Consider the following 26,035-nt stretch of genomic DNA (forward strand, 5'->3'; position numbering starts at 1 on the left):
CTGATGAACAGAGGGTGCGCATGACGGTACGGCGGGTGATGGGCATCGAGACCGAATACGGCATCTCCGTGCCCGGACAGCCGGGGGCCAACGCGATGGTGACCTCCTCTCAGGTCGTGAACGCCTATCTGGCGGCCTCGGCGGCCAGAGCGCGGCGCGCGCGATGGGACTTCGAGGAGGAGAACCCGCTGCGCGACGCGCGGGGGTTCGACCTCGCGCGGGAGGTGGCCGACCAGAGCCAGCTGACCGACGAGGACCTCGGCCTGGCGAACGTGATCCTCACCAACGGGGCCCGGTTGTACGTGGACCATGCCCACCCCGAATACTCCACTCCCGAGTGCACCAACCCTCGGGCGGCGGTGATCTGGGACAAGGCAGGCGAGCGGGTGATGCACGACGCGGCGGTTCGCGCCTCGGCGATGCCGGCCAACGCCCCGATCCAGCTTTACAAGAACAACACCGACAACAAGGGCGCCTCCTACGGCTGCCACGAGAACTACCTCATGCGCCGGGCGACCTCGTTCGCCGACATCGTCAGGCACCTGACGCCGTTCTTCGTCTCCCGGCAGGTCGTCACCGGCGCGGGCAAGGTCGGCATCGGCCAGGACTCCCGGGGTGAGGGCTTCCAGATCAGCCAGCGGGCTGACTTCTTCGAGGTCGAGGTGGGCCTGGAGACGACGCTCAAGCGGCCGATCATCAACACCCGGGACGAGCCGCACGCCGACCCGGAGAAGTACCGCCGCCTGCACGTCATCATCGGTGACGCCAACATGTCGGAGATCTCGACCTACCTGAAACTGGGATCCACCGCGCTCGTCCTGGCCATGATCGAGGACGGTTACTTCACCCGTGACCTCACCGTGGACAACCCGGTCCAGGCGCTGCGCGCGGTGTCGCACGACCCGACGCTCAAGTACGAGATCTCCATGCGCGACGGCCGCAGGCTGACGGCGGTGCAGCTCCAGATGGAATACCTGGAACTCGCGCGCAAGTATGCCGAGGAACGCAGCGTCAACGGCATGGACGAGCCCACCAAGGACGTCCTGGAGCGCTGGGAGTCGGTTCTCACCCGCCTGGCGGATGACCCGATGCAGCTGTCCGGGGAGCTTGACTGGGTGGCCAAGCTGGAGCTCCTGGAGGGCTATCGCACCCGCGACGGCCTTCCCTGGTCGCATCCGCGCCTGCAACTCGTCGACCTTCAGTACTCCGACATCCGCCCCGACCGAGGGCTCTACAACCGGCTGGTCGCCCGGGGCCGCATGCAGCGCCTGGTCACCGAGGAAGAGGTCCAGCGGGCTGTCGAGGTGCCGCCCAACGACACCCGCGCCTACTTCCGAGGCCGTTGCCTGAGCCAGTACAGCGAGTCGGTGGCCGCGGCCTCCTGGGATTCGGTCATCTTCGACATCCCCGGTCGCGAGTCGCTGCAGCGTGTCCCCACCCTTGAGCCGCTGCGCGGTACCAAGGCACACGTGGGCGAGCTGTTCGACCGCTGCCGTACCGCCGCGGAGCTGGTGACGGCGCTGACCGGTGAGTAGTGGCGCTCCCGAGGGGGAGGCTCCCGGCGGCCTCCCCCTCGATCCGGGCTGTCCCCACCTGCCGTACGAGGTCCGTGCGGAAGCGGCTGCCCGGCCCGGTGGTGATCGGTAGGTGCCGTACGGCCTGCCCGCCCGGTCGAAAGCGGGAGCGAGGCGCTACGCGTAGGCGTCCGGTGGCAGCCGTGCCGCGGGCAGTCGCGGCCGGGCCAGAGCCACGCCCTCCGCGTGCAGGACGGCCGACAGCATGCGACCCGCCTGACCCATGCTGATACGGGTCGCCGGGTCGCGCCGGAGCAGCCCTTCCAGGACGGGACGCAGCGCTCCCGCCCGTACCATCGTCTCCGGGTTCCCGTCGGCGGCCGAGCCCCGGGACGTCGGCGCGTGGTGACCGGATCGAGGCGGCCGGCCCTTCACCGCGAAGTACAGGCTCGCCCCGAACGACCACAGGTCGCCCGCCGGGGTCGGCGAGCCGCCCCGTAGCCGTTCCGGCGCGATGAAGGCGGGAGCGTGGGTGAGCGGCAGGGTCGTGGAGGTGCCCGAGTCACGGTGCAGCGCCGCGATTCCGAAGTCGGCCAGCACCACCCGGTCGCCGGTCAGCAGGATGTTGCGCGGGTTGATGGCCCGGTGCAGGACGCCGGCCCCGTGCGCGTGGCGCAGCCCGCCCAGCAACTGGAAGCCGATCCACGCCACCCAGTGGATCGGCAGGGGGCCCATGTGCCGCACCGTCTCCTTGAGCGTGAGGGCCTCCAGCAACTCCATGACGATCCAGAGCCGCCCGTCCTCCTCAAGCAGGTCGTGCACGGAGATCACCGCCGGATGGTTCAGCCGCCCGGCCGAGCGCGCCTCGCGCAGGGCTCGCCGCCGCGCGTCGCGCATGTCCGCCCCGTATTCGCCGAACCGCGGCTGGATTTCCTTGATCGCCACATTCCGCCTGAGCAGGGAATCATGGGCACGCCACACAATGCCCATGCCGTCCTGCCCGATCGGCGAGGTCAGGTGATAACGCCCACCCAGTGGGCGTGCCTTTCCTGCACCTGTTCCCATGAATCACCTGTTGCACATAGAAGCCGGGCCCCTCAGCTGATTCATATTTTCACCTGGAACGGTGCGCCATGTGGTTACTTATGGTAATTATGTGTAACAATTTAGTTGCATGGGCATAATGGAATTTTGTTCTGCGTCCTTAAATCCCTATTAGGTAATCAGAAAAATTGCCCAGAAGTCGGCGAACGCGCCGCGAAACGCGTCAGGCCGCGCTGAAACAGCGCACGTCCTCCAGCATCTTCGAGGTCCGCTCGGCACTCAGCCGAGCCCGTGGATCCTTGCGCAGCAACCCGCGCAGCACCGGCTCCAGGGCGCCCGCCCGCTTCGGCGCGCGCGGCGGCTCTCGCAGCGCCGCCACCAGCGACGCCATCGAGTTCACCGTACGGAACGGGGTCCTGCCCTCCACCGCCATGTAGAGCGTCGCGCCGAACGACCACATGTCCGCCTCGCGGGTGCCACCCCTGCCCTGCAGCGCCTCCGGCGCGATGAAGGCCGGCGTGCCCCGCATCGAGGTCGTCGCCGCACCCTCCGGCGCCGCGAACCCGAAGTCGGCCAGCACCACCCGATCACCGGTCAGCATGATGTTGGCCGGTTTGATGTCGCGGTGGATCACTCCGCCGTCGTGCGCGTGCCGCAGCGCCTCCAGCAGGCGGCACCCCATCGCCGCCACCAGGTCGACCGGGAGCGGGCCCGCCTGCACGAGCGTGTCGTGCAGCGTGAGGGCCTCCAGGAACTCCATGACGATCCAGAGGCGCTCGGCCTCCTCGGTCAGGTTGTGCACCGTCACGATGCCACGGTGGCTCAGCCGTGCCGCCATCCGCGCCTCCCGGACCACCCGCCGCCGCTGCTCGGCCGCGGCGGGCCCAGGTGGCAGGGGTATCTCCTTGAGGGCCACCTCTCGCTCCAGAAGCAGGTCGTATGCGCGCCAGACGACGCCGGTCGCCCCCTGGCCGACGCGGGAGACGAGCTTGTACCTGCGCGCGATGATGGTGCTCACCCCTCAATGATCGCAGTTTTCCACCCGGGAGGCCTACTTGGAACGTTCCCCACCTTCCCGTGGGCGCCGGATAACTCCGGATTCGAGGGTGATGGTGGTCACACAGGGCCGACCAGGGCGGCGGCACGCCCGAGTCGGGCGGTATCTCGTCCAGGAGAACGGGGCGGAGGGGATTTGCCGCGGAGCCCCCGGGGAGGTTTCCTGACGGGAGGTACCCCGGGACGGAGCAGGGGAGCTCCCGTAAAGATCGCGGGACGATCCGCGCGCAATGTCGTCCGGTTCGGGGAAGATATGAGTCAGATGCGTCCCCCAAGCGGAGGTGCCACACATGGCAAGTAAGGACACCGGCGGCCAGAAGCAGACCGGCCGGACCGACAAGGAAGTCGAGGAGACCGCCGCGGCGGAGACCTCCGACGTCCAGGAGCGTCACGAGAAGCTCTCCGACGACGTCGACGCGATCCTCGACGAGATCGACGAGGTTCTTGAGGAGAACGCGGAGGAATTCGTTCGAAGCTACGTGCAAAAGGGCGGTGAGTAGGAGGCCGCGCGGGAAAAGCCACCAGGGAGCGGCCGGAGGTTTCCGCCGGCCGCGAATATCGCCGGAGATACCAGGCGACCAGGCCGCGGGCCGAATTCAGCCGTGACCGAGCACGACCAGATGGACTGACTTCTCACCGCAAGCCCTGTCGCAGCTGGATGAAGAGGGCCGGCGAGGTCAAGAACCACGGCGGCGAGCGCGGCTACCGGCCGAAACCGAGGCATGGCATTACCGAGGGACGTCATCGAGGCCGACGTCGGTCGGATGTTCGCCGAGCGAGGTGGCTTCCGCTCGATCTACCGGGCGGGAGAGCGGAGCGGCGGGAGGAGGGGGCCCGGGGACCGGATGGGTCTCCGGCCCGCCCGCCCGCGCGCGCCCGGAGGTGGGCCGTGCGGCTCGCGCCCGGCGTCGACACCGAGGTGCGCCCGCCCGCGCGCCGGAGGCGGGCCAGCGGGCCGGCATGTCGCGACGACCCGGCCACCACACGGATGTGATCACCCGTAAAGATTCAAAAGCCCGGCGGAGGTGGGTTCGCGCTGAGCTGATCCAGGGAAGTGCAAGCAGGACGGCAAGATGAGTAAGGTCGGGCCTTAAAGGACTGCACCTTTGGAGGGAGTCGCGTGGGATCGCACAGGGACCTGCCCGCCGGCATGGTGAACCATATCTTTACCGACACCGGGAGCTCCTCGTTCACCGAGTTTGTCAGGTCCCATTCGCCGGACTTGTTGCCTGGCCGTAACGAGACTCTGGCGACCCCGGTGGGCGACCAGATCCCGCATGCCACCACGATCGTCGCGGCGATATGCGCGGGTGGCGTGGTGATCGCGGGAGACCGCCGGGCGACCTCGGGAAACATCATCTCCCAGCGCGACATGGAGAAGGTGTTCCGCACGGACGACTACTCGGGCATGGGCATCGCGGGGACGGCGAGCACCGGGATCGAGATGGCCCGCCTCTACCGGGTGGAACTCGAGCACTACGAGAAGCGGGAGGGCCGCACCCTCTCGGTGGCGGGTAAGGCCAACCGGCTCGCCACGATGATCCGCGGCAACCTGCCGATGGCGATGCAGGGGCTCGTGGTCGTGCCGCTCTTCGCCGCCTACGACCCCGATGTCGACGGCGGCCGGATCTTCAGCTACGACGTGGGCGGTGGCCCCTACGAGCAGTACCAGCACCACGCGATCGGGTCCGGCTCGATCTTCGCGCGGGGCGCGCTGAAGAAGCTCTACCGCGAGGGCGCCTCGCCCGAGGACACCGTGCTGACGCTCGTTCACGCCCTCTACGACGCGGCCGACGACGACTCGGCGACCGGCGGCCCCGATGTGATCCGCAAGATCTGGCCCGTCGTCGCGGTGATCACCGCCGACGGATACCGCCGACTCCCCGACGAGGAGGTGGGTGAGTTCGTCCGCACCGTGATCGACTCCAGAACGAACTTCCCCGACGGCCCCACCGCCCCGCTGCGCTAACACGAGAGGATCACCCCAGGTGTCCATGCCTTTTGGATATGTCTCGCCCGAGCAGCAGATGCGAGACAAGGCGGACTACGCGCGCAAGGGGATCGCGCGGGGCCGTAGTGTCGTCGTCCTGCAGTATGAGGACGGCATCCTGTTCGTCGCGCCCAACCCGTCCCGCGCCCTGCACAAGATCAGCGAGATCTACGACAAGATCGGTTTCGCCGCGGTGGGCCGCTACAACGAGTTCGAGGCGCTGCGCCTCGGCGGCATTCGCTATGCCGACATCAACGGCTACACCTACGCCCGTGACGACGTCACCGCCCGCGGCCTGGCCAACCTCTACGCGCAGAACCTCGGCCAGATCTTCACCGAGTCGCTGAAGCCGTTCGAGGTGGAGATCGTGGTCGCCGAGGTCGGCGACTCCTCCGACGAGGACCACATCTACCGGCTGACCTTCGACGGCTCGGTCTTCGACGAGGCGGGCCTGGTGGCCATGGGCGGCCAGGCCGAGGCGGTGGCCGGCCGGCTCAAGGAGCGTTACCGCGACGGCCTGTCGCTGGCGGAGGCCCTGGAGGCGGCGCTGTTCGCACTGACCGAGCCGGGCGGCGAACGCTTCCCGGCGAGCCAGCTGGAGGTCGCGGTCCTCGACCGGAACCGGCCGCACCGCAAGTTCCTGCGGTTCAGCGGCCCGAGGCTGGAACGCCTGCTGTCCGCCGGGGCCCCCGCGGCCGAAGCGCCCGCCCAGCCCGCCCAGCCCGCCCAGCCGGAGAGTCCCCTTTCCGCGCCCGAGACGCCCGGTGCCCCGCCGACCGCGCCCGACGGCGACATCGACACCGGGGCGAGCGGCTGACCGGGCCCGCCGGTCGACCATGAGACAGGAGAGCGTCGCCCTGCCCGGGGCGGCGCTCTCGGTGTGTCCTGGATCACTTCCTCCCCTGACAACCGGACCCGCTCACCGATGGTCACAGTCTGTGTGAAAAACGCCACCCCCCGAGCCTGGACCAGGCTCACCCTCCCCTCGGCCGGTCCCGCCGCGCTCGCACTGCTCGCAGCCGTGGTACTGATGTCCGGCTGTGCCGAGACGCCGGCTCCCGCCGCCTCCTTTGCCCCCTCGACCGGAGCGCCCGACGCCGCCGCCTCCTCCAGTCCCGCGGCCACCCCCGAAATCTTCGGCACCGAGTTCCAGGCCGCTCCCGAGCACGACTGGAGCAAGGGCGGCCCGCCCCCCTTCGAGGGGGTCCTGCGCGGCTGGCTCACCGACGTGGACAAGGGCGGTGTGGCCGAGTACCGGCCGATCCGCTTCACCCAGAGCGGTGGCGAGGACGGCCACTTCGACGGCCCCGAGGAAGGCGACGTGACCCGCTACGCGGCGCCCATCGCCGAGGACGTGCTGTTCCTCGCGGACAGTGGCTGCGACGGCTCGTCGCAGACCTACGACAAGGCCACCAACCTCGGCACCGAGAAGTGCACCCGCCAGACGTTGATCGACAACGTCAAGGAGGCGGCGTCCCTGGCCGGGGTGGAGGGCCTCTACCGACCGGCCCTGATCACCACGGAGAACGGCAGGATCACCAAGGTTGTCGAGATCTTCTGGCAGGGCGGCGGCTGATCCGGTTCACCGAGCCCGGCGCCCGCGCATCGCTCACACCCGGCGGTGACCCGGGTGCGAGACGCGTCCGCGCTTAGCCGCTCACAGCCCGGGGCATAAGCCGTACGACCGAAAACCCCATGATCCCTCCCACGAGAGGGGTTCGGCGAATAGTGTGAGGCAATGGATCGTCGCATCTTCGGGCTTGAGAACGAGTACGGCGTCACCTGCACGTTCAGGGGGCAGCGGCGGCTGTCACCCGATGAGGTAGCGCGTTATCTATTCCGCCGTGTCGTCTCCTGGGGCCGATCGAGCAACGTCTTCCTCCGCAACGGGGCGCGCCTGTATCTCGACGTGGGCAGCCACCCCGAGTACGCCACCCCCGAGTGTGACAACGTCGTGGAGCTCGTCACCCACGACAAGGCGGGCGAGCGCATCCTGGAGGGTCTCCTCGTCGACGCCGAGAAGCGTCTTCGCGAGGAGGGCATCGCCGGCGACATCTACCTGTTCAAGAACAACACCGACTCCGCGGGAAACTCATACGGCTGCCACGAGAACTACCTGGTGGGCCGGCACGGCGAGTTCGGCCGCCTGGCCGACGTGCTGATCCCGTTCCTGGTCACCCGGCAGATCATCTGCGGGGCCGGCAAGGTGCTGCAGACCCCGCGCGGGGCGGTCTACTGCGTCTCCCAGCGGGCCGAGCACATCTGGGAGGGCGTCTCCAGCGCCACCACCAGGTCACGCCCGATCATCAACACCCGTGACGAGCCGCACGCCGACGCCGAGCGGTTCCGCCGCCTGCACGTCATCGTCGGTGACTCCAACATGAGCGAGACGACCATGCTGCTCAAGGTCGGCGCCACCGACCTGGTGCTGCGCATGATCGAGGCGGGCACCGTGATGCGTGACCTGTCCCTGGAGAACCCGATCAGGGCCATCCGGGAGGTCTCCCACGACATGACCGGGCGGCGACGGGTCCGGCTGGCCAACGGCAGGGAGGCGTCCTCGCTGGAGATACAGGAGGAGTACCTTTCCAAGGCCCGTGACTTCGTCGACCGCCGCGGCGGCGACGAGATCAGCCACCGGGTGCTGGAACTGTGGGAGCGCACGCTCAACGCGGTCGAGACCGGCAACCTCGACAAGGTCGCCCGCGAGATCGACTGGGTGACCAAATACCAGCTGATCGAGCGCTACCGCAAGAAGTACGATCTGCCGCTGTCGAGCCCCCGGGTCGCCCAGCTCGACCTCGCCTACCACGACGTGCACCGCCGCCGTGGCCTGTTCTACCTGCTGCAGAAGCGTGGCGCGGTGGAGCGGGTGGCCTCCGATCTGAAGATCTTCGAGGCAAAGTCGGTGCCGCCGCAGACCACCCGTGCCCGGCTGCGCGGGGAGTTCATCCGCAAGGCGCAGGAGAAGCGCCGTGACTTCACGGTCGACTGGGTGCACTTGAAACTCAATGACCAGGCACAGCGCACGGTGCTGTGCAAGGATCCCTTCCGCAGTGTCGACGAGAGGGTGGACAAGCTCATCGCCGGAATGTGATGGTCACGCTTCGGCAAGCTCCTTCCATGCTTACCTCCTCCGTATGCCGGTACGGGTAGTGTTGCGCGAACCTGACGTCTGCTTGAGGGATACCTATGCGCCGCCGCAGCATGGCCGTACTGGCCGCAGTGCCTCTGATGTTCGCCGCAGCATGCGGCTCGGGAGGGGACGCGACCACCGGCGCCTCCACTTCCACCGGCAGCGGAGTCACCGAGCTACAGGTGACCGGGGAGATCGGCGCCAAGCCGAACGTGGCCTTCCCGACCAAGGTCGTCGAGACCTCCTCCTACAAGGTGCTCACCCCCGGCACCGCAGGGGAGGCCGCCAAGCTCGGCACCAACGTGGTGGCCAACTTCACGGTCTTCGCCTGGGACGGCAAGGAGAACAAGCTCGCGGGCTCGACCTACGACGAGGGCGGCCCGCAGGTCATCACGCTCAACGAGCAGGTCCCGGAGATCCTCAGAAAGGGCTTCGCCGAGACCAAGAGCGGCGGCAGGTTCATGTCCGTCGTGGCCAAGGACGCGCTGCCCAAGGAGCAGCAGGCGCAGGCCCCCGCGGGTCAGTCGCAGGTCTTCGTGGTCGACGTGGTCGGCGTCCCCGAGGGGAACGCGGCCAAGGGCACCGCGACCGACCCCGGCGTCGCCGGCGTCAAGGTGGAGAACCCGGGCGGTGAGACCGCGCCGAAGCTCACCACCAAGACCAAGGAGAAGGCGCCCAAGGAACTCGTCGCCAAGACCGTGATCAAGGGCACGGGGCCCGAGGTCAAGTCCGGTCAGTCGATCCTGGTCCAGTACGCCGGGAAGATCTGGGGTTCGGACGTCGAGTTCGACAGCAGTTGGTCCCGTGGTGCTCAGCCGATCATGTTCCAGATCGGCACCGGCAAGGTCATCAAGGGCTGGGACCAGGGTCTGGTCGGCGTCCCCGTGGGCAGCCGGGTGCTGCTGAGCATCCCGCCGGACCTCGGTTACGGCAAGGCGGGCTCCGGCGACAAGATCAAGGGAACCGACACCCTGGTCTTCCTGGTCGACGTGCTGGCCGCCTACTGACGCTCCTCGCGGAGCGACTCACCCCCGAACCCGGCCGTGCGCGCACGGCCGGGTTCGCGTTTTCCGATCGCGATCTCCAGCTACTGACAATTCTCCCAATAGGGCGTTAGGGTTGGCGCAGCCACCGGCCCCGGGAGTTCGGATGCGTCCCACGGCACTGCTCGTCGCGCTTTCGCTCGTGCTGGTCACCGCCTGCGCCTCCGGCGACGGGCAGGCGGGGCCGGAGGTCGAGGTGCTCGGGAACTTCGGTGACAGGCCCACCGTGCGCTTTCCCGAGGGCGCGCCCTCCGGCGGCCTGAAATTCACCGAGCTGATGGCGGGCACCGGCGCGGAGATCGGGGGGAACGACCTGGTCGTCGCCCAGTACACCGCGCACGTGTGGGACGGCAAGGACAACCGCCTGCTGGCCTCCAGCTTCAACCAGGGCGCCCCGGCGTCCTTTCCGCTGAACCAGACGATCACCGGCGTGGGCAAGGCCCTGCGCGGCCACAAGGTCGGCAGCCGGGTGGTCGTCGCGGTTCCGCCGGAGGAGGCGTACGGCCCCAATCCGCCCGGCGGGATGACCGCCGAGGACGGGCTGTTCTACGTGGTCGACGTGCTCGGCGCGTTCCCGCCCGACGCCACCGCGAAGGGCGGGGGCGGGGTCCTCGACGGGGTCAGGGTCACCGGAGCCTCCGGCGGGCGCCCGGTCATCTCCCTGCCGGGCACCGCGCCTCCCGCCGACCTGAGGAGCAAGATCCTCGTCCGGGGCGCCGGGGCCGAGACCCGTGCGGGACAGCTCATCGTCACCCAGTACGAGAGCAGGGTCTGGGGCGAAGACGTCTCCGACTCCACCTGGGCGGCGGGGCAGCCCAAGGCCTTCCAGATCGGCAAGGGCCGCGTCATCGCGGGCTGGGACCGGGCTCTGGTCGGCGTCCCGGTGGGCAGTCGCGTCCTGGTGATCGTCCCGCCCAGGTTCGGCTACGAGAACGGCCTGCCGCCGTCCGTCGAACCCGGCGAGACGCTCGTCTTCGTCGTCGACGTGCTGGCCGCCTACTGACAGTCACGCCCACCGGCCATCGCGCTTCTCGGGCCGCTCCCGCCGGTTTGTGCTCGGGTTCGTCGGTTCCCGACCGTTACCTTCAGCTACCGACGACTCTCCCGGCAGGGCGTCGAGGAAGGCGTGCTCTCCGCCCGGGGAGTCCGGACGCGTCCCTGACCGACGTCCTGACCGTCCGCCGACGCCGCCCGGCCCGCCGCGCGCCACAGGGTTGGAATCGCATACCGGGAAACGCCGACGTGCCTGCCGAGTGAAATTCTTGGTGTTAACGGGGTGGCATGATCGCTCACTCTGATTGTATAGTCGAATAAGCGACCGCATTTACTATGGGATGTCTTCGTTCTCCGGGAAAGGCTCCTCTTGTCAAAAGTAGTGAGTGAGTGACTCTGCGTTGGCTCGGCAGGTCCTGATATTCACGAACCGTAATGACTTGCACAGCGACGTCATCATCGGCAAGCTGCACGAGCTACGCCAAACCGTGGTCAGGCTGAATACCGATGACATTCCCCAGAAAACGCTGATCGAGCTGCGTCTGGATTCGAGCACCTGGATCGGTGGCATTCGGCTGGGGAACGGGCGGGCCGTCGAGCTATCCGAGTTGAAATCTACTCTGGTCCGGCGGCCGGAGGGTTATGTCTTCCCGCAACACCTGGACCCGATTTCACGAGGATTCGCCGACGCCGAGACGCGGCACACCATGGGAGGGCTGTGGGAGTCGGTCGACTGCTACTGGATGAGTCGGCCGGACATGATCCGCGCGGCCAGTTGGAAGCCTGAGCAGTTGCAGAGGGCGGCGCGCATGGGCTTCGAGGTGCCACGCACGCTCATATCGACCGATCCCGACGCGGTGCGTGAATTCCACGAATCCTGCTCGGGCCGGATCGTCTTCAAGAGCATGACCGGCCCCGCGGCGCTGGCCTCGGCCGCCAAGGCCGGGGGGAGCCCGCAGGAGGTCGGCTTCGCGGTGCGGGTCGTCACAGAGGAGGATCTGTCCCGTCTCGAGGCGACGAGGATAAGCCCCTGCCTCTTCCAGGAGTACATCCCCAAGAGCCACGAGATACGGGCCACGGTCATCGGGGACGAGGTCTTCGCGGCCGAGATCCGTTCCCAGGATTCTCCCGAGACCAGCGTGGACTTCCGGCAGGCGAGGATAACGATCCCCTACCGGAGAGCCGTACTCCCGCCGAGCGTGGAGACCCGCTGCCTGGAGTTCGTGCACAGCTACGGGCTCACTTTCGGCGCGCTCGACATCGTCGTCACCCCGGACGGCCGGTTTGTGTTCCTGGAGAACAATCCAGTCGGACAGTTCATGTTCGTCGAGAGAAAGGTGCCCGAGTTGCGCATGACCGACGCCTTGGTCGCGTGCCTGGCCCGCGGGGCCGGTGCCCCCTGACGCCCGACTCATGGAACCGGCCGCCGTGGAGTGGACAGAGATCGCAGACGTGAACGTACTCTCTGACCCCCACGTGCTCCTGTTCTGCCGTGTTCTGACAGGCTTGGCCTTCACCGTCTCGCTCATCGGCAAGGCGGCCGACGTCACGTCGTTCCGCGCCGCCATCCGGTCACTGGTGCCACTCCGCGAGGGCGCCGTGTGGCCGGTGCTGTCCCTGGTGTTCCTGGCGGAACTGGGCGTCGTGCTCATGCTGATCGCCGGAGATCTCCTGGTCCTCGGGTTCGCGTTGGCGGCGCTCCTGCTAGCGGCCTTCACAGCCGCTCTGGTGGTCTCCCTCGCGCAAGGCAGGAAGGTCTCGTGTAACTGCTTCGGCAAGAGCAAGGAGCAGGTTACCGGGTTCGATGTGGCACGAAACGCGATCTTGATCATCGCCGCCGCACTTCCCGCGCTCTTCTTGGCGGGCTCGCCGGCCCCTAATGCCGCTTTCGAGCCATTGGAACTCCTCACAGTCACGGTGATGAGCGGGACGACCCTCGCGTTCCTCCTCCACCTCCGCGACATCTCGCTCGTCGTCTTCCCCCGCTCCGCACCGAGAGACAGGGAGGAGAGGGTTTGAGTACCGAGACCCTCGTCCTGCTGTTGTGGATCGCTGTGTTCGCCAACTCCTTCCTCCTCTTCCGGGTGATCAGGAAGCTCAGGCCGCTGTTCGAGCCTCCGAAGGAGCTTCCGGAGATCCCCTCCCTCCCGCTGGACGCTCCAGCGCCCCCGTTCGACGCCGAATCGATAGACGGCGCGATTCTTTCCCTGCGGGATTTCGCCGAGTCGTCCGTCACCCTGGTCTTCGTCTCGCAGGACTGCGCCGGCTGCCGCGCGCATTTCCCGAACCTGGAGAAGATAAACCGGATCGCGAGGGTGTCGGGGACGAGGATGGTCCTGGTCGGCTTCACCGATTCGTTTTCGCCGCGTGAGGCCCGCGACGTCCTCAGGACCAGGCACCAGATCACCGCAGACATCGTGATCGTCGCGCGCAGGCACGTGCTGCGCCGCCTGTACAACCCCCGAGGGGCGACGCCTTTCTTCTACCACGTCGAGGACGGCGTGGTGCGGAGGAAGGGAGGGCTCGACACGGAGAACTGGGCGGAGACGGTCAAGCACTGGCAGGCCCTGGCGAGGAGCGAGGGAAGCGCGGGCCGGTAGCCGCGGCCCGCGCACGAACGCGCCCGATCGCTCACCGGCCTGAAGCCGGTGGGGAGTGATCGGGCGCGTTCTGCTCGCCTGGTCACCGCGTCCCGGCCTTCATGGTGGTGAACGGCGGCCGGTCAACGCCGAGCGCCTGCCGGGGAACGCGGAACCGAATACGGCGTGAAAGTCCGGCTGAAAGAGCGGGGACTTAACACCAGTCGCCGAAAAAAACGTCAAAACACTGGTACCAGCTGAAGTTGCTGTTCGAGCAGAGGCATATCTCGGCCTCCGCGTCCGACCGTCCCACCCAAAGCTGCTGCTCCTCGTCGTACTCTCCCGTGATCGCAGGAGGGGCGAGAACCTGCTGTACGCCGGAGGGGGCCGCGCTAAGTGCGAATGGAATTTCCAATGGTCACTCCCCGTTTGAGGCTGGTGGCAAACGAATTCAGTATTACCCGGCTGTTCTGTTTAATGCAAGGAAGCTGTGCGGCCGAAAGCTGATAGCCGGCGGTTTTCTGAAAACAATAAGAACGGAATGATCTTTTTGGTCGTGCCGAAAACATGTCGTATCAGCGCTGGGTTGATGAATGCATGCGGGGAGTATTGGCGCCGGGATTGTATTTCCTTCGGGCCGGCCGGGGAATTTCCCGGCGAGGAGGGCCGGCCGGTCAACGGCGGGTGCGGTGGTTGCGGGAGCGTGCGAGGGACGCCGGGCCCCCTCTGGGGCCCGGCCTAGAATCCTTGCTGTGAGCAGTGACGACCTCGGCACGGTGGCGGTACTTCACGACCCGGTGCGCCGGGCCGTCTACGACTATGTGACCTCCCGTGGCCAGGAGGTGGGGCGCAACGAGGCGGCCGAGGCGGTGGGGATCCAGCGGACTCTGGCCGCCTTCCACCTCGACAGGCTTGTCGAGGCCGGCCTGCTTGACGCGGGCTTCAGGCGGCTGACGGAGCGGACGGGACCCGGCAGCGGCCGGCCTGCGAAGGTCTATCACAGGGCGCGGGGGGAGTGGCAGGTCAGCGTGCCCGCCAGGGACTACCGAACGCTCGCCCTGGTGCTGGCCGAGGCGGTGGAGTCGCTCGGCGGGGAGGAACGGGCCGAGCAGGTCGCGCGACGCGCCGGGGCCGGGTTCGCGCGGCAGGACGATGATCTCGTCGGGGTGCTGCGGCGGCGCGGTTACGAGCCGTACGAGGAGGAGGGCCGGGTGCGGCTGCGCAACTGCCCGTTCCACGTGCCGGCCGAGGAGCATCCGCTGCTGGTCTGCTCGGTGAACCTGGGGCTGTGCCGAGGGTTGCTGGAGGCGCTCGGCCAGGACGCCTCGGCGGCCCGGCTGGACCCGCGCCCGGAGGAGTGTTGCGTCACCTTCTCTAAAAACAATGAGAGTTGACATAGAAAGGCCGGGGGTGATCTGCTGTGCTCATGCATCTGGCCCAACTGAACATCGCCCACATGCGTGCTCCCGTCGATTCCCCGGAGCTGGCCTCCTTCGCCGCAGGCCTCGACCCCGTCAACCGGCTGGCCGAGGCGACTCCCGGCTTCGTCTGGAGACTCAAGGGCGGTGACGCCCCCGAGGACACGGTCAAGCACGACTACGGTGACCACCTGCTGATCAACTTCTCGGTCTGGGAGTCGCGCGAGGCGCTGTGGGACTACGTCTACCGCAGCGGCCACCTGGAGTTCCTGCAGCGGCGCAGGGAATGGTTCCTGCGCATGGCGGAGCCGTCCTCGGTGATGTGGTGGATTCCCGAGGGGTACGAGCCGCCCCTGGCCGAGGGAATGGAGCGCCTGGAGCGGCTCAGGAGGGAAGGCCCCACGCCTGAGGCCTTCACTTTCAGGGTTTTCTACGACAGCAGCGAGGCCGTGTGGCGTCCGGCGGCGGCCGAGGCCAGGAAGTAGGCCAGGTCCTCGTCCAGGCCGCGGCCCATCGTCGACAGCCTGACCGGAGACTCCCGCAACGCCGCGTACAGCCCGTCCACCGGCACCTCGATCAGTTCGTGCCGCGCGGCGAGCGGGCGCGACTGCTCGGTCACCCGCCTGCCGAAGTCGCCGGGCAGCACGGGTACGGCGATCTGGGCGGGGGCCAGCGCCACCCGGCCGTAGGCGGTCAGCGAGTGGTGCGAGACCCCGATGTGGCGCTCGCGCAGGTCGCCTTCGCTGACCCGCAGCGCCGCGACCGGGCGGCCCCCGAGGACGGCGGCGGCGTTGACCGCCTCGCCGGCCGAGACGCCGGAGAAGCCCCAGCGGGTGCCGCTGCCCAGGTTGCCCGGCCCCTGGGTGACGACCGCGACATCGGCCCCCAGGACATGCCGGGCCGCCAGCAGGCCGGTGTGCGGCGTCACCGCCTCCACGTCGCCGCCGAAGGCCTGGCCCACCGTGACCACCCCGCACAGCCAGCCGGTCTCTCGTAGCCGCGCGCACGACATGGAGAACCAGGCGGGCAGCGCGCCCCCGTCGAGCATCACGTAGGCGACCCTGGCGGGCCGGTGCCCGCCGGACTCCCCGGTACGCGGCGGATTCGAGCCGTACAGGCCGCAGAGAATCGCCGGCAGGGCAGAGTGCAGGTCGGCGACGATCACCGGCATGCCGTCCACGGAGTCGGCGTCACGCAGGAGGTGGTGGAAGGGCGAGTCCTGCTCGTCCGCGCCGAGTACGGTGGTCTGCAACGGGGTGTAGCGTGCCTTCACCAGGTGTCCGGGACCTTGAGGATCTTGTGGCAATCGGTCGGGAACAGCCACCACCATGGCGTAACCTCCCGTACCGAGACCCATTGCGAGCGCGGTCGTGTTGAGCAGCACCACGTCACCGGGCTCCGGGCGTCCCACCAGGGCCGGATAGGCGAGCGCGCGCGCCTCGCCGTCCTCGGTGGTCACGTCGAGTTCCATTGCCCCCGGCCATTCGCGCCGGATCCGTACGACCTCGCCCCTGCGCCATCTGATCACGGGGGAAGGGTAGCGTCACTTGAACAGGGAGGAGGCCGGATGTCGCGCCGGAAGACCGAGCGGCTGCTCAATCTCGTGATCTGCCTGCTGGCCACGCGGCGGCCGCTCAGCGCCGAGCACATCCGCCAGGCGGTGCCGGGCTACGACGCCGACAACGACGAGGCCTTCCAGCGGATGTTCGAGCGGGACAAGAACGAACTGCGCGAGATCGGCATCCCGATCGAGGTCCACAAGGACCCCTGGGAGGAGGATCCCGGCTACCGGATCGTCCGCCAGGCCTACGAGCTGCCGGAGATCACCCTGGAACCGGACGAGGCCGCGGTGGTGGGCCTGGCGGCCCAGGTGTGGCAACGGGCCAGCCTGGCCGAGGCGGCCAGTGGCGCGCTGCTGAAGCTGCGCGCCGGGGGCGTGGAGACCGACGAGGCGTACGGGGTGCTCGGCGGGGCACTGGAGTTGCGCGTCGACACCCAGGATCCGTCCTTCCCCGCGCTCTGGGAGGCCGTGCGCGACCGGCGGGCGGTCCGCTTCGCCTACCGGGCGGCGGCCAGCCAGAACGTGCTGACCCGCACCGTGGAGCCGTGGGGCGTGGTCAGCCGCCGTGGCCGCTGGTACATGGTCGGTCACGACCGCGACCGGGACGCGCCGCGGGTCTTCCGGCTCAGCCGGATCGGCGGGGCGGTCACCACCGTCGGCCGCCCGGGCTCCGTGACGGTGCCCGAGGGCGTCGACATCAAGTCCATGGTCGTCTACAGCGACGCCGCGGTCCGGGAGCGTACCGCCCTGGTCCGGGTCAGGCAGGACACCTGCCAGGGACTGCGCCAGGTGGCGAAGGCGGTGCGGCCCGCCGGCGACGGATGGGACGAGCTGGAGGTCGACTTCACCGATACCGGCCGGCTGGCCGGGTGGATCGTGGGCTTCGCCGCCGACGCGGAGGTGGTCGGCCCGCCGGACGCCCGCGACGCGGTGATCTGCCGCCTGAAGGGAGCACTCGCGTGAGCACCGCCGATCGCCTGCCCAGGTTGCTGGCGCTGGTGCCCTATCTGATGTCGCACCCCGGGGCACAGGTGCCCGAGGTCGCGAAGATCTTCGGTCTGAGCGAGAAGCAGCTCATCGACGACCTGCAGCTGGTGTGGATGTGCGGGCTGCCCGGCCACACCCCCGGCGACCTGATCGACGTGTCGTGGGACGGTGGGGAGATCGTCATCGACAACGCCGACACCATCGCCCGCCCGCTGCGGCTGGGGGTGGACGAGGCCAGCGCCCTGCTGGTCGCGCTGCGCCTGCTCGCCGAGATGCCGGAGTTCGGGGAGCGCGACGCGCTGGCCCGGGTCATCGCCAAGTTCGAGCAGGCCTCGGGCGAGGGCGCGGCGGCGGTCAGCAGCCAGGTCGCGGTGGAGGTCGACGCCGCACCCGACGCGCTGCCCAGCGTCAACGAGGCGCTGCGGCGCGGTAGACGGCTGTCGCTGCGCTACTACGTGCCGGGGCGCGACGAGATCACCCCGCGCGAGGTCGACCCGATGCGCCTGGTCGTCGTGGACGGCCGTCCCTACCTGTCGGGCTGGTGCTACCGGGCCGAGGCGGTCCGGCTGTTCCGGCTGGACCGGATGCTCTCCGTCGACGTGCTCGACGTGCCCGCCGATCCGCCCGCCGACGCGGTGCCGGACGAGGTGACGTCCGGGGTGTTCCGGCCCTCGCCGACCGACGAGCTGGTGGAGCTGGAGCTGACCGCCGCGGGCCGCTGGGTCGCCGAGTACTACCCGTGCGAGGAGGTCACCGAGCTCGGTGAGGGCCGCGTGCGGGTGGCGCTGCGCGCCAGGGACCAGGGCTGGGTGGTACGCCTGGCGCTGCGCCTGGGCGACACCGGCAGGGTGATCTCGCCCGCCTCGCTGGACGCGAGCGTGCGCGCCGCCGCGACGGCCGCGCTGAATCGTTACGAGTCGATCTCCTGACGTGCGGTACTAGGATCTCCCACTATGAGCTGGATCATCGCCGCGCTCTCGCTGGCCCTCGTGGGGCTGGGAATCCTTGGTTTTCTGGCTGTTCGCGTACTGCGCGCGGCCACCGAACTCGGCCGCGAGATCGACCGCGCGCATGGCAGGCTGGAGCCCGTCCGGGTGCTGTTCGGCGAGAGCGGGGGGACGATACCTGCTCCGAAGGGATGAGTCTGTCCTCGGGGCAGCGTACGATCGGATGCATAGACCGCAGGTCATTCGGAGTAAGGATGTGTAATGCCAAACCTCGGACCTGGTGAGCTGATCATCATCGGCTTGATCCTGGTGCTGCTTTTCGGTGCGAAGAAGCTGCCGGAAGCCGCTCGCGGGCTCGGCCGGTCGCTGCGCATCTTCAAGTCGGAGACCGCGAAGCTTCGCGAGGACGACGAGGCCGACGGCACGACCAGCACGGTCGTTCAGGCTCAGGCCCATCCCCAGCCCGCCGCCCCGGCGCCGCAGCCGATCCCGGCTGCGACCTCGACGCCGACCGCCGCGCTGAGCGTCGAGGAGCAGGCCCGCCAGCTCGAGGAGCAGGCGGCCAGGCTGCGAGCCCAGGCCGGAGCGCCCAAGACGCAGTGATCGGCGGTAGCCTGAAGATCTACCCCGATCAACCGACTCGTCACCCCAGGATTCGTGAATGGCGCTGCTGAAGTGGCCTAAACCGGGCCGGAACGGGACGGAACCGCCCGCTGACTCTGGCGACGGTCGGATGCCGCTCATGGAGCACCTGCGCGAGCTGCGCAACCGGCTGATCATCAGCCTGCTCGGCTTGCTCGCGGGCATTGTGATCGGTTTCATTTTCTTTGCCCCGATCTGGCAGTTCGTGTCGGCTCCCTACTGTGGGCTTCCCCAGGCGCAGGAGCTACGGCCAGGGGAGTGCACGATGCTGATCCTCGGCGTCTTCGACTCCTTCTTCGTGAACCTCAAGGTCGCGGCGATGTTCGGAATCGTCGTCTCCTCACCGGTCTGGCTCTGGCAGATCTGGGGTTTCGTCACCCCCGGCCTGTACCGCAACGAGAAGCGTTACTCGATCCTCTTCATCGTGCTGGCAGTCCCGCTGTTCCTCGCGGGCGCGGCCCTGGCCTACTTCGTGATGGACACGGGGTTGTCGATCCTGCTCGGGTTCGCCCCTCCGGGGACGCTGATCGGCATCACGATCGACGAATACCTCAGCTACGCGCTGGTCATGCTCATCATCTTCGGCGTCTCCTTCGAGCTGCCGCTGCTCATGGTGTTCCTGAACATCATCGGGGTGCTGCCGCGCTCGCTGGTGGCCAAGCACCGCCGCATGGTCATCTTCATCATGTTCCTCTTCGCGGCCCTGGCCACCCCGAGCACCGACCCGTTCTCGATGATCGCCTTGGCCATCCCGATGGTGGTGCTGTTCGCATTGGCCGAGGGGGTCATGTACCTGCGGGAGAAGAGGCAGCCGAAGGGCGAGGACTTCTCCCACCTCTCCGATGACGAGGCCTCCTCGCTCGACGACGACGCCTCGCCTCTGGGCGACGTGACCCCCGTCGATGATCCGGCTCCTATCGATTCGAGAACGACCGACACCGATCCCAGCAAATAGGGGATAAGTTCCGATCTGTGCCCGCAGAGATCGCAGTCCTCGTCAATCCCGCCGCCCGTGGCGGCCGTTCACGGGGACTGCTCTCCCCGGTGCTCGACCGGTTGCGGCAGGGCGGTCGCGAGGTCTCGGTGATCCTCGGAGACTCCGCCGCCGACGCCCTGGACCGCGCCTGCCTGGCCGTCGCCGAGGAACCGGAGGCGCTGGTGGCCTTCGGCGGTGACGGCCTGGTCCATCTGGCACTCCAGGCGGTCGCGGGCAGTGGCGTGCCGCTGGGCGTCATCCCCGTGGGCACCGGCAACGACATCGCGGGCGCGCTCGGCATCCCGCTGAAGGCACCCCTGGCCGCCGCCGACACCGTGCTGCGCGGGCGGGTGCGCACCGTCGACGCCGCGAAGGTGGGCGAGGACGAGTGGTTCGCCGGGGTGGTGGCCTGTGGTTTCGACTCCCGCGTCAACGAGCGGGCCAACCGGATGACCTGGCCGCCCGGCATGGCCAGATACCTGGTCGCGCTCGCCGAGGAACTGCGCTCCTTCAGGCCCATCCCGTTCCGGATCGACCTGGACGGTGAGATCGTCGAGCGGGAGGCCATGCTGGTCGCGGTCGGCAACACCCGCTCGTACGGCGCGGGCATGCGCGTGTGCCCTGATGCCGTGCCCGACGACGGCCTGCTGGACGTGACGATCCTCGGCGCCGTCCCCCGGGGGGAGTTCCTGCGCGCCTTTCCCCGCGTCTATCGGGGCTCGCACGCGAGCCACCCCGCCGTCACCATGCACCGCGCCCGAAGGGTGCGGGTGGAGGCCCCCGGAGTGATCGCCTACGCCGACGGCGAGCGGGTCGGTCCCACTCCGCTGACCTGCGAGGTCGTTCCCGGAGCGCTGGCGGTCCTCGTTTAGGGCCGTTCCGTCCGCGCGATCGGCCGGATCGCCGGGTAAAAAGGGGGGACGGACCGGAATCCCGATATCGGTAGGCTGGGAGGTATGACGACCCCAGCGGAACGATACGCTGCCTTCCGTCAGAGCCAGGCTGAGAGTGGGCCGGCGCTGACCTCGTTCCGCGGCCTGTACGACTTCGAGCTGGATGACTTCCAGATCGACGCCTGCCGGGCGCTGGAGGCGGGCGACGGGGTCCTCGTGGCGGCACCCACCGGCTCGGGAAAGACGGTCGTGGGCGAGTTCGCCGTGCACCTGGCCCTGGCGGAGGGCCGCAAGTGCTTCTACACCACCCCGATCAAGGCGCTGTCCAACCAGAAGTACAACGACCTGGTCAGGCGGTACGGCGCGACCAAGGTGGGCCTGCTCACCGGTGACAACAGCGTCAACGGTGAGGCTCCCATCGTCGTCATGACGACCGAGGTGCTGCGCAACATGCTCTACGCCGGCTCCGGCACCCTGGCGGGGCTCGGCTTCGTCGTCATGGACGAGGTCCACTACCTCGCCGACCGGTTCCGCGGCGCGGTCTGGGAAGAGGTGATCATCCACCTGCCCGAGTCGGTGCGGCTGGTCGCCCTGTCCGCCACGGTCAGCAACGCTGAGGAGTTCGGCGAGTGGATGGGAGAGGTCCGCGGCGACACCAGCGTCATCGTCGACGAGCACCGCCCGGTCCCGCTCTGGCAGCACATGCTCGTCGGCAACCGCATCTACGACCTGTTCGTCACCGGCGACGAGGACCGTCGCCCCCAGATCAACCCCAACCTGCTGCGCATCGCCAGGGACGAGGAGCGCCAGGCGTACGGCAGGGGCCGCCGCGGCTACCCGCGACCCCGCAGGAACGGCCCGCCGGACCGGGCCGCGGCCATCGAGCGACTGGACGCCGACGCCCTGCTGCCCGCGATCACGTTCATCTTCTCCAGGGCCGGTTGCGACGCCGCCGTCATGCAGTGCCTGCACGACGGCATCCGGCTCACCACCGACGCCGAGCGCCACGAGATCCGCCAGATCGTCGACGAGCGCACCGCGCACCTGCCCGACGAGGACCTGGCCGTGCTCGGCTACCTCGAGTGGCGCGACGCCCTGGAACGGGGCCTGGCCGCCCATCACGCGGGCATGCTCCCGGCCTTCAAGGAGGTCGTCGAGGAGCTGTTCACCCGCGGCCTGGTCAAGGCCGTGTTCGCCACCGAGACCCTCGCGCTGGGCATCAACATGCCCGCCCGCTCCGTGGTGATCGAGAAGCTCGACAAGTGGAACGGCGAGACCCACGCCGACCTCACCCCCGGCGAGTACACCCAGCTCACCGGGCGAGCCGGGCGCCGCGGCATCGACGTGGAGGGCCACGCGGTGGTCCAGTGGCAGCCGGGCACCGACCCCCTCCAGGTCGCCGGCCTGGCCAGTACCCGTACCTACCCGCTGCGCTCCAGCTTCCGCCCCTCGTACAACATGGCGGTCAACCTGGTCGGCCAGGTGGGCAGGGAGCGGGCCAGGACGCTGCTGGAGTCCTCGTTCGCGCAGTTCCAGGCCGACCGGGCCGTGGTGGGCATCGCCAAGCAGGTGCGCCGGGCCGAGGAGGCCCTGGAGGGCTACCGCCAGGCGATGACCTGCCATCTGGGCGACTTCGAGGAGTACGCCGCGATGCGCAGGGCCCTGTCCGACAGGGAGGCCGAGCTGTCACGCCAGCGCGGCGCGGCCCGCAGGACACAGGCGCTGCGCTCGCTGGAGGCGCTCAAGCCCGGCGACATCATCAGGATTCCCGGCGGGCGCCGCGCCGGCCTGGCCGTCGTTCTCGACCCCGGCCTCAACTCCCGGGGCGAGGGCCCGTCCCCGCTGGTGCTGACCATCGGCAAGCAGGTCAAGAAGCTGTCGCCGGCCGACTTCCCCGTCCCGGTCGAACCGGTCGAGCGTCTGCGCATCCCGAAGAACTTCAACGCCCGCTCGCCGAAGGAGCGGGCCAACCTGGTCTCCTCGGTACACGCCAAGATCGGCGACCGGGACTTCGGCAAGCCCGTCAGGGCACGCGACCACGCCACCGAGGACGAGGAGATCACCCGCCTGCGCCGGGAGATCCGCCGGCACCCCTGCCACGGGTGCGACGAGCGCGAGGACCACGCCCGCTGGGCCGAGCGCTACCACAAGCTGCTCCGCGAGACCGAGGGGCTGCGCCGCCGGGTCGAGGGCCGCTCCCACGTCATCGCCCGCACCTTCGACAAGGTCTGCGGGGTGCTCGACCAGCTCGGCTACCTCGACGGTGAGAGCGTCACGACCGAGGGCCGCCGCCTGGCCCAGCTCTACACCGAGCTGGACCTGCTGACCGCCGAGTGCCTGCGCGCCGGGCTCTGGAACGACCTGGACCCGGCTGAGCTGGCCGCGTGCGTCTCCTCGCTGGTCTTCGAGTCCAGGCAGGCCGACGACGCCCGCCAGCCCAGGATCCCCGCGGGCGGCGCGCAGCAGACGCTGGCCGACATGGTCCGTCTCTGGAGTGAGCTGGAGTCGATCGAGAGCGACCACGGGCTGTCGTTCATCAGGGAGCCCGACTTCGGCTTCGCCTGGGCGGCCTTCCGCTGGGCCAGGGGCCACACCCTGGACTCCGTGCTCCGAGACGGCGCCGGCGGTGCGGAGCTGGCCGCGGGAGACTTCGTACGCTGGATGAAGCAGCTGCTCGACCTTCTCGGCCAGATCTCCACCGCCGCCCCCGCCGGGAGCAAGGTCAAGCAGAACGCGAGCAAGGCGATGGACGCGCTGCGTCGCGGGGTGGTGGCCTACTCGTCCCTGGCCTGAGCCGGGCCGTGCGGGGGGCGTACCGGGTACGGCTGGTTTCCCCCGGGCGAGGCGCGGTCAGGCCAGGCTGAAGCGGACCTCGCGGGTGGTCGGGTCGGCGCGCGTCAGCCGCACGCGCACGCTCCTGCCCAGCCCAAGCCCCTCGCCGTCGCAGCGGGCCACCACCGCCGGATCGGTGAGCTGCACCTGGCCCCACGGCCGGTCCTCGGCCACGTCGATTACCACCGCCTCGAACGTCTGGCCCACCCGCTCACGGAGCACGAAGGCCTCCACCAGGTCCACGCACGCCCGCTCGACGCCGTTCACGCGCCGCCCGGTGGCGTGCATGATCTCCGGCAGCTCGCCCATGGCCTCCTGGACGTCCTGCGGCACCGGCTCGCCCGCCGCGATGGCCAGGCAGATCTCCGTGGCGTAGCGGTCGATGAGCCGGCGCAGCGGCGCGGTCACATGCGCGTACGGCGCGCCCACAGCGGCGTGCTCCGCCTGCGAGGGGGGCTCGCCGTTGAAGGCCACGTAGCCGGCGCCGCGCAGCAGCACCGTCGACTCCTGCAGGAACGCGGCCTGCTCGGGGATCTTCGGGTCGAGGGCGTGCACGACGTCGCCGTACCCGGCATCCTCCGGCCAGGGCACGCCGAGTGCCGCGGCCACCCTGCGGACCTGGGCGACCCTCTCGGCGGGGGCGGGCGGCAGCACCCGCAGCAGGCCGATCTCCGCGTCCAGCATCATCGAGGCGGCGGCCATGCCCGTCAGCAGCGAGATCTGCGCGTTCCACGCCTCGGCCTCCAGCGGGGCGCGAAACTCCAGCCGGTAGCCGTCCCCGTCCGGAACGACCTCCTGGTCGGGGGTGGGCAGCGTGACGCCGCCTCTGGCCCGCTCCAGGGCGAGCCTGAGCCGGCCGATCTCGGCCAGCAGCCGCAGCGTGCCGTCGGCGGTGCCGGTGTCGATCGCGGCCTGCGCGTAGTCGTAGTCGAGCCGCTCGCGGCTGCGCACCAGCGCCCTGGTCACGTCCGCGCCCACGATCCGGCCCTCCGCGTCGAGGTCGACGCACCACAGCGCGGCGGGCCGCGTCACGCCCGGCAGCAGGCTGGCGGCGGCCTCCGACAGCAGGGGCGGGTGCAGCGGCACGCGCCCGTCGGGCATGTAGACCGTCTCGCCCCGGGTGCGGGCCTCGGTGTCGATCGCCCCTCCGGGCCTGACGAACGCCCCGATATCGGCGATGGCGTACCAGACGCGGTAGCCGCCGGGCCGCTCCTCCAGGTGCACGGCCTGGTCGAGGTCCATCGCCCCCGGAGGGTCGATGGTGATCAGTGGCAGGTCGGTCCGGTCCAGCCGGGGCAGGGCGGGCACCTCGGCGACCCACTCGGCCTCGTCGACCGCCGCCCGGGGAAACCCCTCGGGCAGCTTCATCTCACGGCGGATCCGTTCGAAACCGTCGTCGAGGCGGGGGTGGGACTCTCCGGGTACCCGGATGCTCTTGTGAGGCACAGGGAGCAACCTACCGGCTGGCGGCGGTCCCGCCCCACCGACTAGGGCGAAATGGTCAGATCGGACATCTAGTAGGTGGGGCGGAGCGTGGAGGTCAGGCGTTCCAGCGGCCCGCCCAGGCCGTAGCGCTCGCTCAGCGCCGCCAGGGCGTCCGGGTCGCGGGGCTTGGCCGGGAGCGTGAGGTCGGTCTCGGGCATGGGCACGTCGCGGGCGACCCAGACCACCTCGGGGGCCACCCGCAGGTAGTCGCGGGCGGCCGACAGCCTGGCACGCTGCCCCGAGGTCAGGTCGCCGTCCCCGTCGACGGCGCGCAGCAGCGCCTCCAGGGAGCCGAACCGGGTGATCAGAGCCGCCGCGGTCTTGTCGCCCACCCCCGGCACGCCCGGCAGGCCGTCACTGGGGTCGCCGCGCAGGGTGGCGAAGTCGGCGTAGGAGCGGCCGGGGATGCCGTACTTCTCGGCGACGGCGGCCTCGTCGACCAGCTGGAGGTTCTTGACCCCTCTGGCGGTGTAGAGAACGCGGACCGGCCGGGAGTCGTCGACCAGCTGGAACAGGTCGCGATCGCCGGTGACGACGTCGACCTGGCCGCTCGCCCGTGCGGTGAGCGTGCCCATCACGTCGTCGGCCTCGTAGCCGGGCACGCCGATGCGGGCGATGCCCACCGCGTCGAGCACCTGCTCGATCACCGGTACCTGCGGGGCGAGCGTGTCCGGAGTCTCCTCGGCACCGTCCTCGGCGACCCTGTGGGTCTTGTACGTGGGGATGGCCGCCACCCGGAAGGCGGGGCGCCAGTCGGCGTCCATGCAGGCCACGAGCTCGTGGGGAGAGTGCCGGCGGACCAGCATGGCGATCATGTCGATGACGCCGCGCACCGCGTTGACGGGCATGCCCTCGGGCGAGGTCATCGACTCGGGAATCCCGTAGAAGGCGCGGTAGTACAGCGACGGGGTGTCAAGAAGCATCAGGCCGGGCATGGCG

The 26,035-nt window shown here is 69.3% G+C and carries 25 protein-coding genes; 20 read left to right on the forward strand and 5 right to left on the reverse strand.

Features of this window, described 5'->3' with window-relative positions:
* Window positions 1-20 precede the first annotated feature (20 nt).
* Window positions 21-1,535, forward strand: coding sequence for a depupylase/deamidase Dop (gene dop / locus ABT061_RS19350; RefSeq protein WP_350919239.1), 1,515 nt, complete (start codon window positions 21-23; stop codon window positions 1,533-1,535).
* Between the two features lie 156 nt (window positions 1,536-1,691).
* Here the strand turns inward: dop and ABT061_RS19355 are convergent, their stop codons facing one another.
* Window positions 1,692-2,579, reverse strand: a complete 888-nt coding sequence (locus ABT061_RS19355; RefSeq protein ID WP_350919241.1) for a serine/threonine-protein kinase — start codon at window positions 2,577-2,579, stop codon at window positions 1,692-1,694.
* A 202-nt stretch (window positions 2,580-2,781) separates the two neighbouring features.
* Window positions 2,782-3,576, reverse strand: coding sequence for a serine/threonine-protein kinase (locus ABT061_RS19360; protein ID WP_350919244.1), 795 nt, complete (start codon window positions 3,574-3,576; stop codon window positions 2,782-2,784).
* A 328-nt stretch (window positions 3,577-3,904) separates the two neighbouring features.
* Between ABT061_RS19360 and ABT061_RS19365 the strand changes: the two genes are divergently transcribed.
* The 12 genes from ABT061_RS19365 (at window position 3,905) to ABT061_RS19420 (ending at window position 15,258) form a co-directional block, all read left to right on the forward strand.
* Complete coding sequence (locus tag ABT061_RS19365; RefSeq protein ID WP_030904562.1) at window positions 3,905-4,114, forward strand: ubiquitin-like protein Pup; 210 nt, start codon at window positions 3,905-3,907, stop codon at window positions 4,112-4,114.
* A 650-nt stretch (window positions 4,115-4,764) separates the two neighbouring features.
* The gene (gene prcB / locus ABT061_RS19370) at window positions 4,765-5,583 is read left to right on the forward strand and encodes a proteasome subunit beta (protein ID WP_350919446.1); all 819 of its coding nucleotides are present in this window, start codon (window positions 4,765-4,767) and stop codon (window positions 5,581-5,583) included.
* A 25-nt stretch (window positions 5,584-5,608) separates the two neighbouring features.
* A complete protein-coding gene (gene prcA / locus ABT061_RS19375) occupies window positions 5,609-6,421 on the forward strand; it encodes a proteasome subunit alpha (protein WP_350919247.1) in 813 nt (270 codons plus the stop codon).
* A 123-nt stretch (window positions 6,422-6,544) separates the two neighbouring features.
* The gene (locus ABT061_RS19380) at window positions 6,545-7,180 is read left to right on the forward strand and encodes a hypothetical protein (protein ID WP_350919250.1); all 636 of its coding nucleotides are present in this window, start codon (window positions 6,545-6,547) and stop codon (window positions 7,178-7,180) included.
* A 162-nt stretch (window positions 7,181-7,342) separates the two neighbouring features.
* Window positions 7,343-8,701 carry a Pup--protein ligase gene (gene pafA / locus ABT061_RS19385; RefSeq protein ID WP_030904553.1) on the forward strand — a complete coding sequence of 453 codons (1,359 nt, stop codon included), beginning with the start codon at window positions 7,343-7,345 and terminating at the stop codon, window positions 8,699-8,701.
* A 95-nt stretch (window positions 8,702-8,796) separates the two neighbouring features.
* Complete coding sequence (locus ABT061_RS19390) at window positions 8,797-9,747, forward strand: FKBP-type peptidyl-prolyl cis-trans isomerase (protein WP_350919253.1); 951 nt, start codon at window positions 8,797-8,799, stop codon at window positions 9,745-9,747.
* A gap of 142 nt (window positions 9,748-9,889) precedes the next feature.
* Window positions 9,890-10,786: an FKBP-type peptidyl-prolyl cis-trans isomerase gene (locus ABT061_RS19395; protein WP_350919256.1), complete on the forward strand. Its 897-nt coding sequence runs from the start codon at window positions 9,890-9,892 to the stop codon at window positions 10,784-10,786.
* Window positions 10,787-11,162: 376 nt separating this feature from the next.
* Window positions 11,163-12,179, forward strand: a complete 1,017-nt coding sequence (locus ABT061_RS19400; protein WP_350919259.1) for an ATP-grasp domain-containing protein — start codon at window positions 11,163-11,165, stop codon at window positions 12,177-12,179.
* 10 nt (window positions 12,180-12,189) lie between these two features.
* Window positions 12,190-12,795 carry a MauE/DoxX family redox-associated membrane protein gene (locus tag ABT061_RS19405; protein ID WP_350919262.1) on the forward strand — a complete coding sequence of 202 codons (606 nt, stop codon included), beginning with the start codon at window positions 12,190-12,192 and terminating at the stop codon, window positions 12,793-12,795.
* Window positions 12,792-13,376: a TlpA family protein disulfide reductase gene (locus ABT061_RS19410; protein ID WP_350919265.1), complete on the forward strand. Its 585-nt coding sequence runs from the start codon at window positions 12,792-12,794 to the stop codon at window positions 13,374-13,376. The genes ABT061_RS19405 and ABT061_RS19410 overlap by 4 nt, the downstream gene beginning before the upstream one ends.
* Window positions 13,377-14,107: 731 nt before the next feature.
* Window positions 14,108-14,749: a helix-turn-helix transcriptional regulator gene (locus ABT061_RS19415; RefSeq protein WP_350919268.1), complete on the forward strand. Its 642-nt coding sequence runs from the start codon at window positions 14,108-14,110 to the stop codon at window positions 14,747-14,749.
* 32 nt (window positions 14,750-14,781) lie between these two features.
* Window positions 14,782-15,258, forward strand: a complete 477-nt coding sequence (locus tag ABT061_RS19420; protein ID WP_350919271.1) for a DUF3291 domain-containing protein — start codon at window positions 14,782-14,784, stop codon at window positions 15,256-15,258.
* Here ABT061_RS19420 and ABT061_RS19425 read toward each other — a convergent pair.
* Window positions 15,204-16,301, reverse strand: coding sequence for a DUF3866 family protein (locus ABT061_RS19425; protein WP_350919274.1), 1,098 nt, complete (start codon window positions 16,299-16,301; stop codon window positions 15,204-15,206). The genes ABT061_RS19420 and ABT061_RS19425 overlap by 55 nt on opposite strands.
* Window positions 16,302-16,340: 39 nt before the next feature.
* Between ABT061_RS19425 and ABT061_RS19430 the strand changes: the two genes are divergently transcribed.
* From ABT061_RS19430 to ABT061_RS19460, 7 genes are all read left to right on the forward strand, one after another.
* Window positions 16,341-17,297, forward strand: a complete 957-nt coding sequence (locus tag ABT061_RS19430) for a helix-turn-helix transcriptional regulator (protein ID WP_350919276.1) — start codon at window positions 16,341-16,343, stop codon at window positions 17,295-17,297.
* A complete protein-coding gene (locus ABT061_RS19435; RefSeq protein WP_350919279.1) occupies window positions 17,294-18,250 on the forward strand; it encodes a helix-turn-helix transcriptional regulator in 957 nt (318 codons plus the stop codon). Before ABT061_RS19430 ends, ABT061_RS19435 begins: the two co-directional genes overlap by 4 nt.
* A gap of 24 nt (window positions 18,251-18,274) precedes the next feature.
* Window positions 18,275-18,463 (forward strand): hypothetical protein, encoded by a 189-nt coding sequence (locus ABT061_RS19440; RefSeq protein WP_350919282.1) that lies wholly within the window; start codon window positions 18,275-18,277, stop codon window positions 18,461-18,463.
* Between the two features lie 66 nt (window positions 18,464-18,529).
* The gene (gene tatA, locus ABT061_RS19445) at window positions 18,530-18,871 is read left to right on the forward strand and encodes a Sec-independent protein translocase subunit TatA (RefSeq protein ID WP_350919285.1); all 342 of its coding nucleotides are present in this window, start codon (window positions 18,530-18,532) and stop codon (window positions 18,869-18,871) included.
* A gap of 139 nt (window positions 18,872-19,010) precedes the next feature.
* On the forward strand, window positions 19,011-19,865 hold the full coding sequence (gene tatC, locus ABT061_RS19450; RefSeq protein WP_350919288.1) for a twin-arginine translocase subunit TatC: 855 nt from the start codon (window positions 19,011-19,013) through the stop codon (window positions 19,863-19,865).
* A gap of 17 nt (window positions 19,866-19,882) precedes the next feature.
* A complete protein-coding gene (locus tag ABT061_RS19455) occupies window positions 19,883-20,758 on the forward strand; it encodes a diacylglycerol kinase (RefSeq protein WP_350919291.1) in 876 nt (291 codons plus the stop codon).
* An 84-nt stretch (window positions 20,759-20,842) separates the two neighbouring features.
* On the forward strand, window positions 20,843-23,572 hold the full coding sequence (locus tag ABT061_RS19460; RefSeq protein WP_350919294.1) for a DEAD/DEAH box helicase: 2,730 nt from the start codon (window positions 20,843-20,845) through the stop codon (window positions 23,570-23,572).
* Window positions 23,573-23,629: 57 nt separating this feature from the next.
* Here ABT061_RS19460 and ABT061_RS19465 read toward each other — a convergent pair whose 3' ends face one another.
* Both ABT061_RS19465 and ABT061_RS19470 read right to left on the reverse strand, forming a co-directional pair.
* Window positions 23,630-25,057: an RNB domain-containing ribonuclease gene (locus tag ABT061_RS19465; protein WP_350919297.1), complete on the reverse strand. Its 1,428-nt coding sequence runs from the start codon at window positions 25,055-25,057 to the stop codon at window positions 23,630-23,632.
* A 68-nt stretch (window positions 25,058-25,125) separates the two neighbouring features.
* A complete protein-coding gene (locus ABT061_RS19470) occupies window positions 25,126-26,031 on the reverse strand; it encodes a 5'-3' exonuclease (protein ID WP_350919300.1) in 906 nt (301 codons plus the stop codon).
* Window positions 26,032-26,035: the final 4 nt, after the last annotated feature.

The sequence above is a fragment of the Streptosporangium sp. NPDC002544 genome (assembly GCF_040295965.1).
In the GTDB taxonomy this organism is placed as follows: domain Bacteria; phylum Actinomycetota; class Actinomycetes; order Streptosporangiales; family Streptosporangiaceae; genus Streptosporangium.

Coding starts and splice junctions, on each gene's coding strand:
- ABT061_RS19440 (WP_350919282.1), top strand. CDS start 18,275: ATGAGCTGGATCATCGCCGCGCTCTCGCTGGCCCTCGTGGGGCTGGGA.
- pafA (WP_030904553.1), top strand. CDS start 7,343: ATGGATCGTCGCATCTTCGGGCTTGAGAACGAGTACGGCGTCACCTGC.
- ABT061_RS19365 (WP_030904562.1), top strand. CDS start 3,905: ATGGCAAGTAAGGACACCGGCGGCCAGAAGCAGACCGGCCGGACCGAC.
- ABT061_RS19430 (WP_350919276.1), top strand. CDS start 16,341: ATGTCGCGCCGGAAGACCGAGCGGCTGCTCAATCTCGTGATCTGCCTG.
- tatA (WP_350919285.1), top strand. CDS start 18,530: ATGCCAAACCTCGGACCTGGTGAGCTGATCATCATCGGCTTGATCCTG.
- ABT061_RS19390 (WP_350919253.1), top strand. CDS start 8,797: ATGCGCCGCCGCAGCATGGCCGTACTGGCCGCAGTGCCTCTGATGTTC.
- ABT061_RS19395 (WP_350919256.1), top strand. CDS start 9,890: ATGCGTCCCACGGCACTGCTCGTCGCGCTTTCGCTCGTGCTGGTCACC.
- prcB (WP_350919446.1), top strand. CDS start 4,765: ATGGTGAACCATATCTTTACCGACACCGGGAGCTCCTCGTTCACCGAG.
- ABT061_RS19405 (WP_350919262.1), top strand. CDS start 12,190: ATGGAACCGGCCGCCGTGGAGTGGACAGAGATCGCAGACGTGAACGTA.
- ABT061_RS19355 (WP_350919241.1), bottom strand. CDS start 2,579: ATGGGAACAGGTGCAGGAAAGGCACGCCCACTGGGTGGGCGTTATCAC.
- ABT061_RS19460 (WP_350919294.1), top strand. CDS start 20,843: ATGACGACCCCAGCGGAACGATACGCTGCCTTCCGTCAGAGCCAGGCT.
- ABT061_RS19420 (WP_350919271.1), top strand. CDS start 14,782: ATGCATCTGGCCCAACTGAACATCGCCCACATGCGTGCTCCCGTCGAT.
- dop (WP_350919239.1), top strand. CDS start 21: ATGACGGTACGGCGGGTGATGGGCATCGAGACCGAATACGGCATCTCC.
- tatC (WP_350919288.1), top strand. CDS start 19,011: ATGGAGCACCTGCGCGAGCTGCGCAACCGGCTGATCATCAGCCTGCTC.
- ABT061_RS19470 (WP_350919300.1), bottom strand. CDS start 26,031: ATGCCCGGCCTGATGCTTCTTGACACCCCGTCGCTGTACTACCGCGCC.
- prcA (WP_350919247.1), top strand. CDS start 5,609: ATGCCTTTTGGATATGTCTCGCCCGAGCAGCAGATGCGAGACAAGGCG.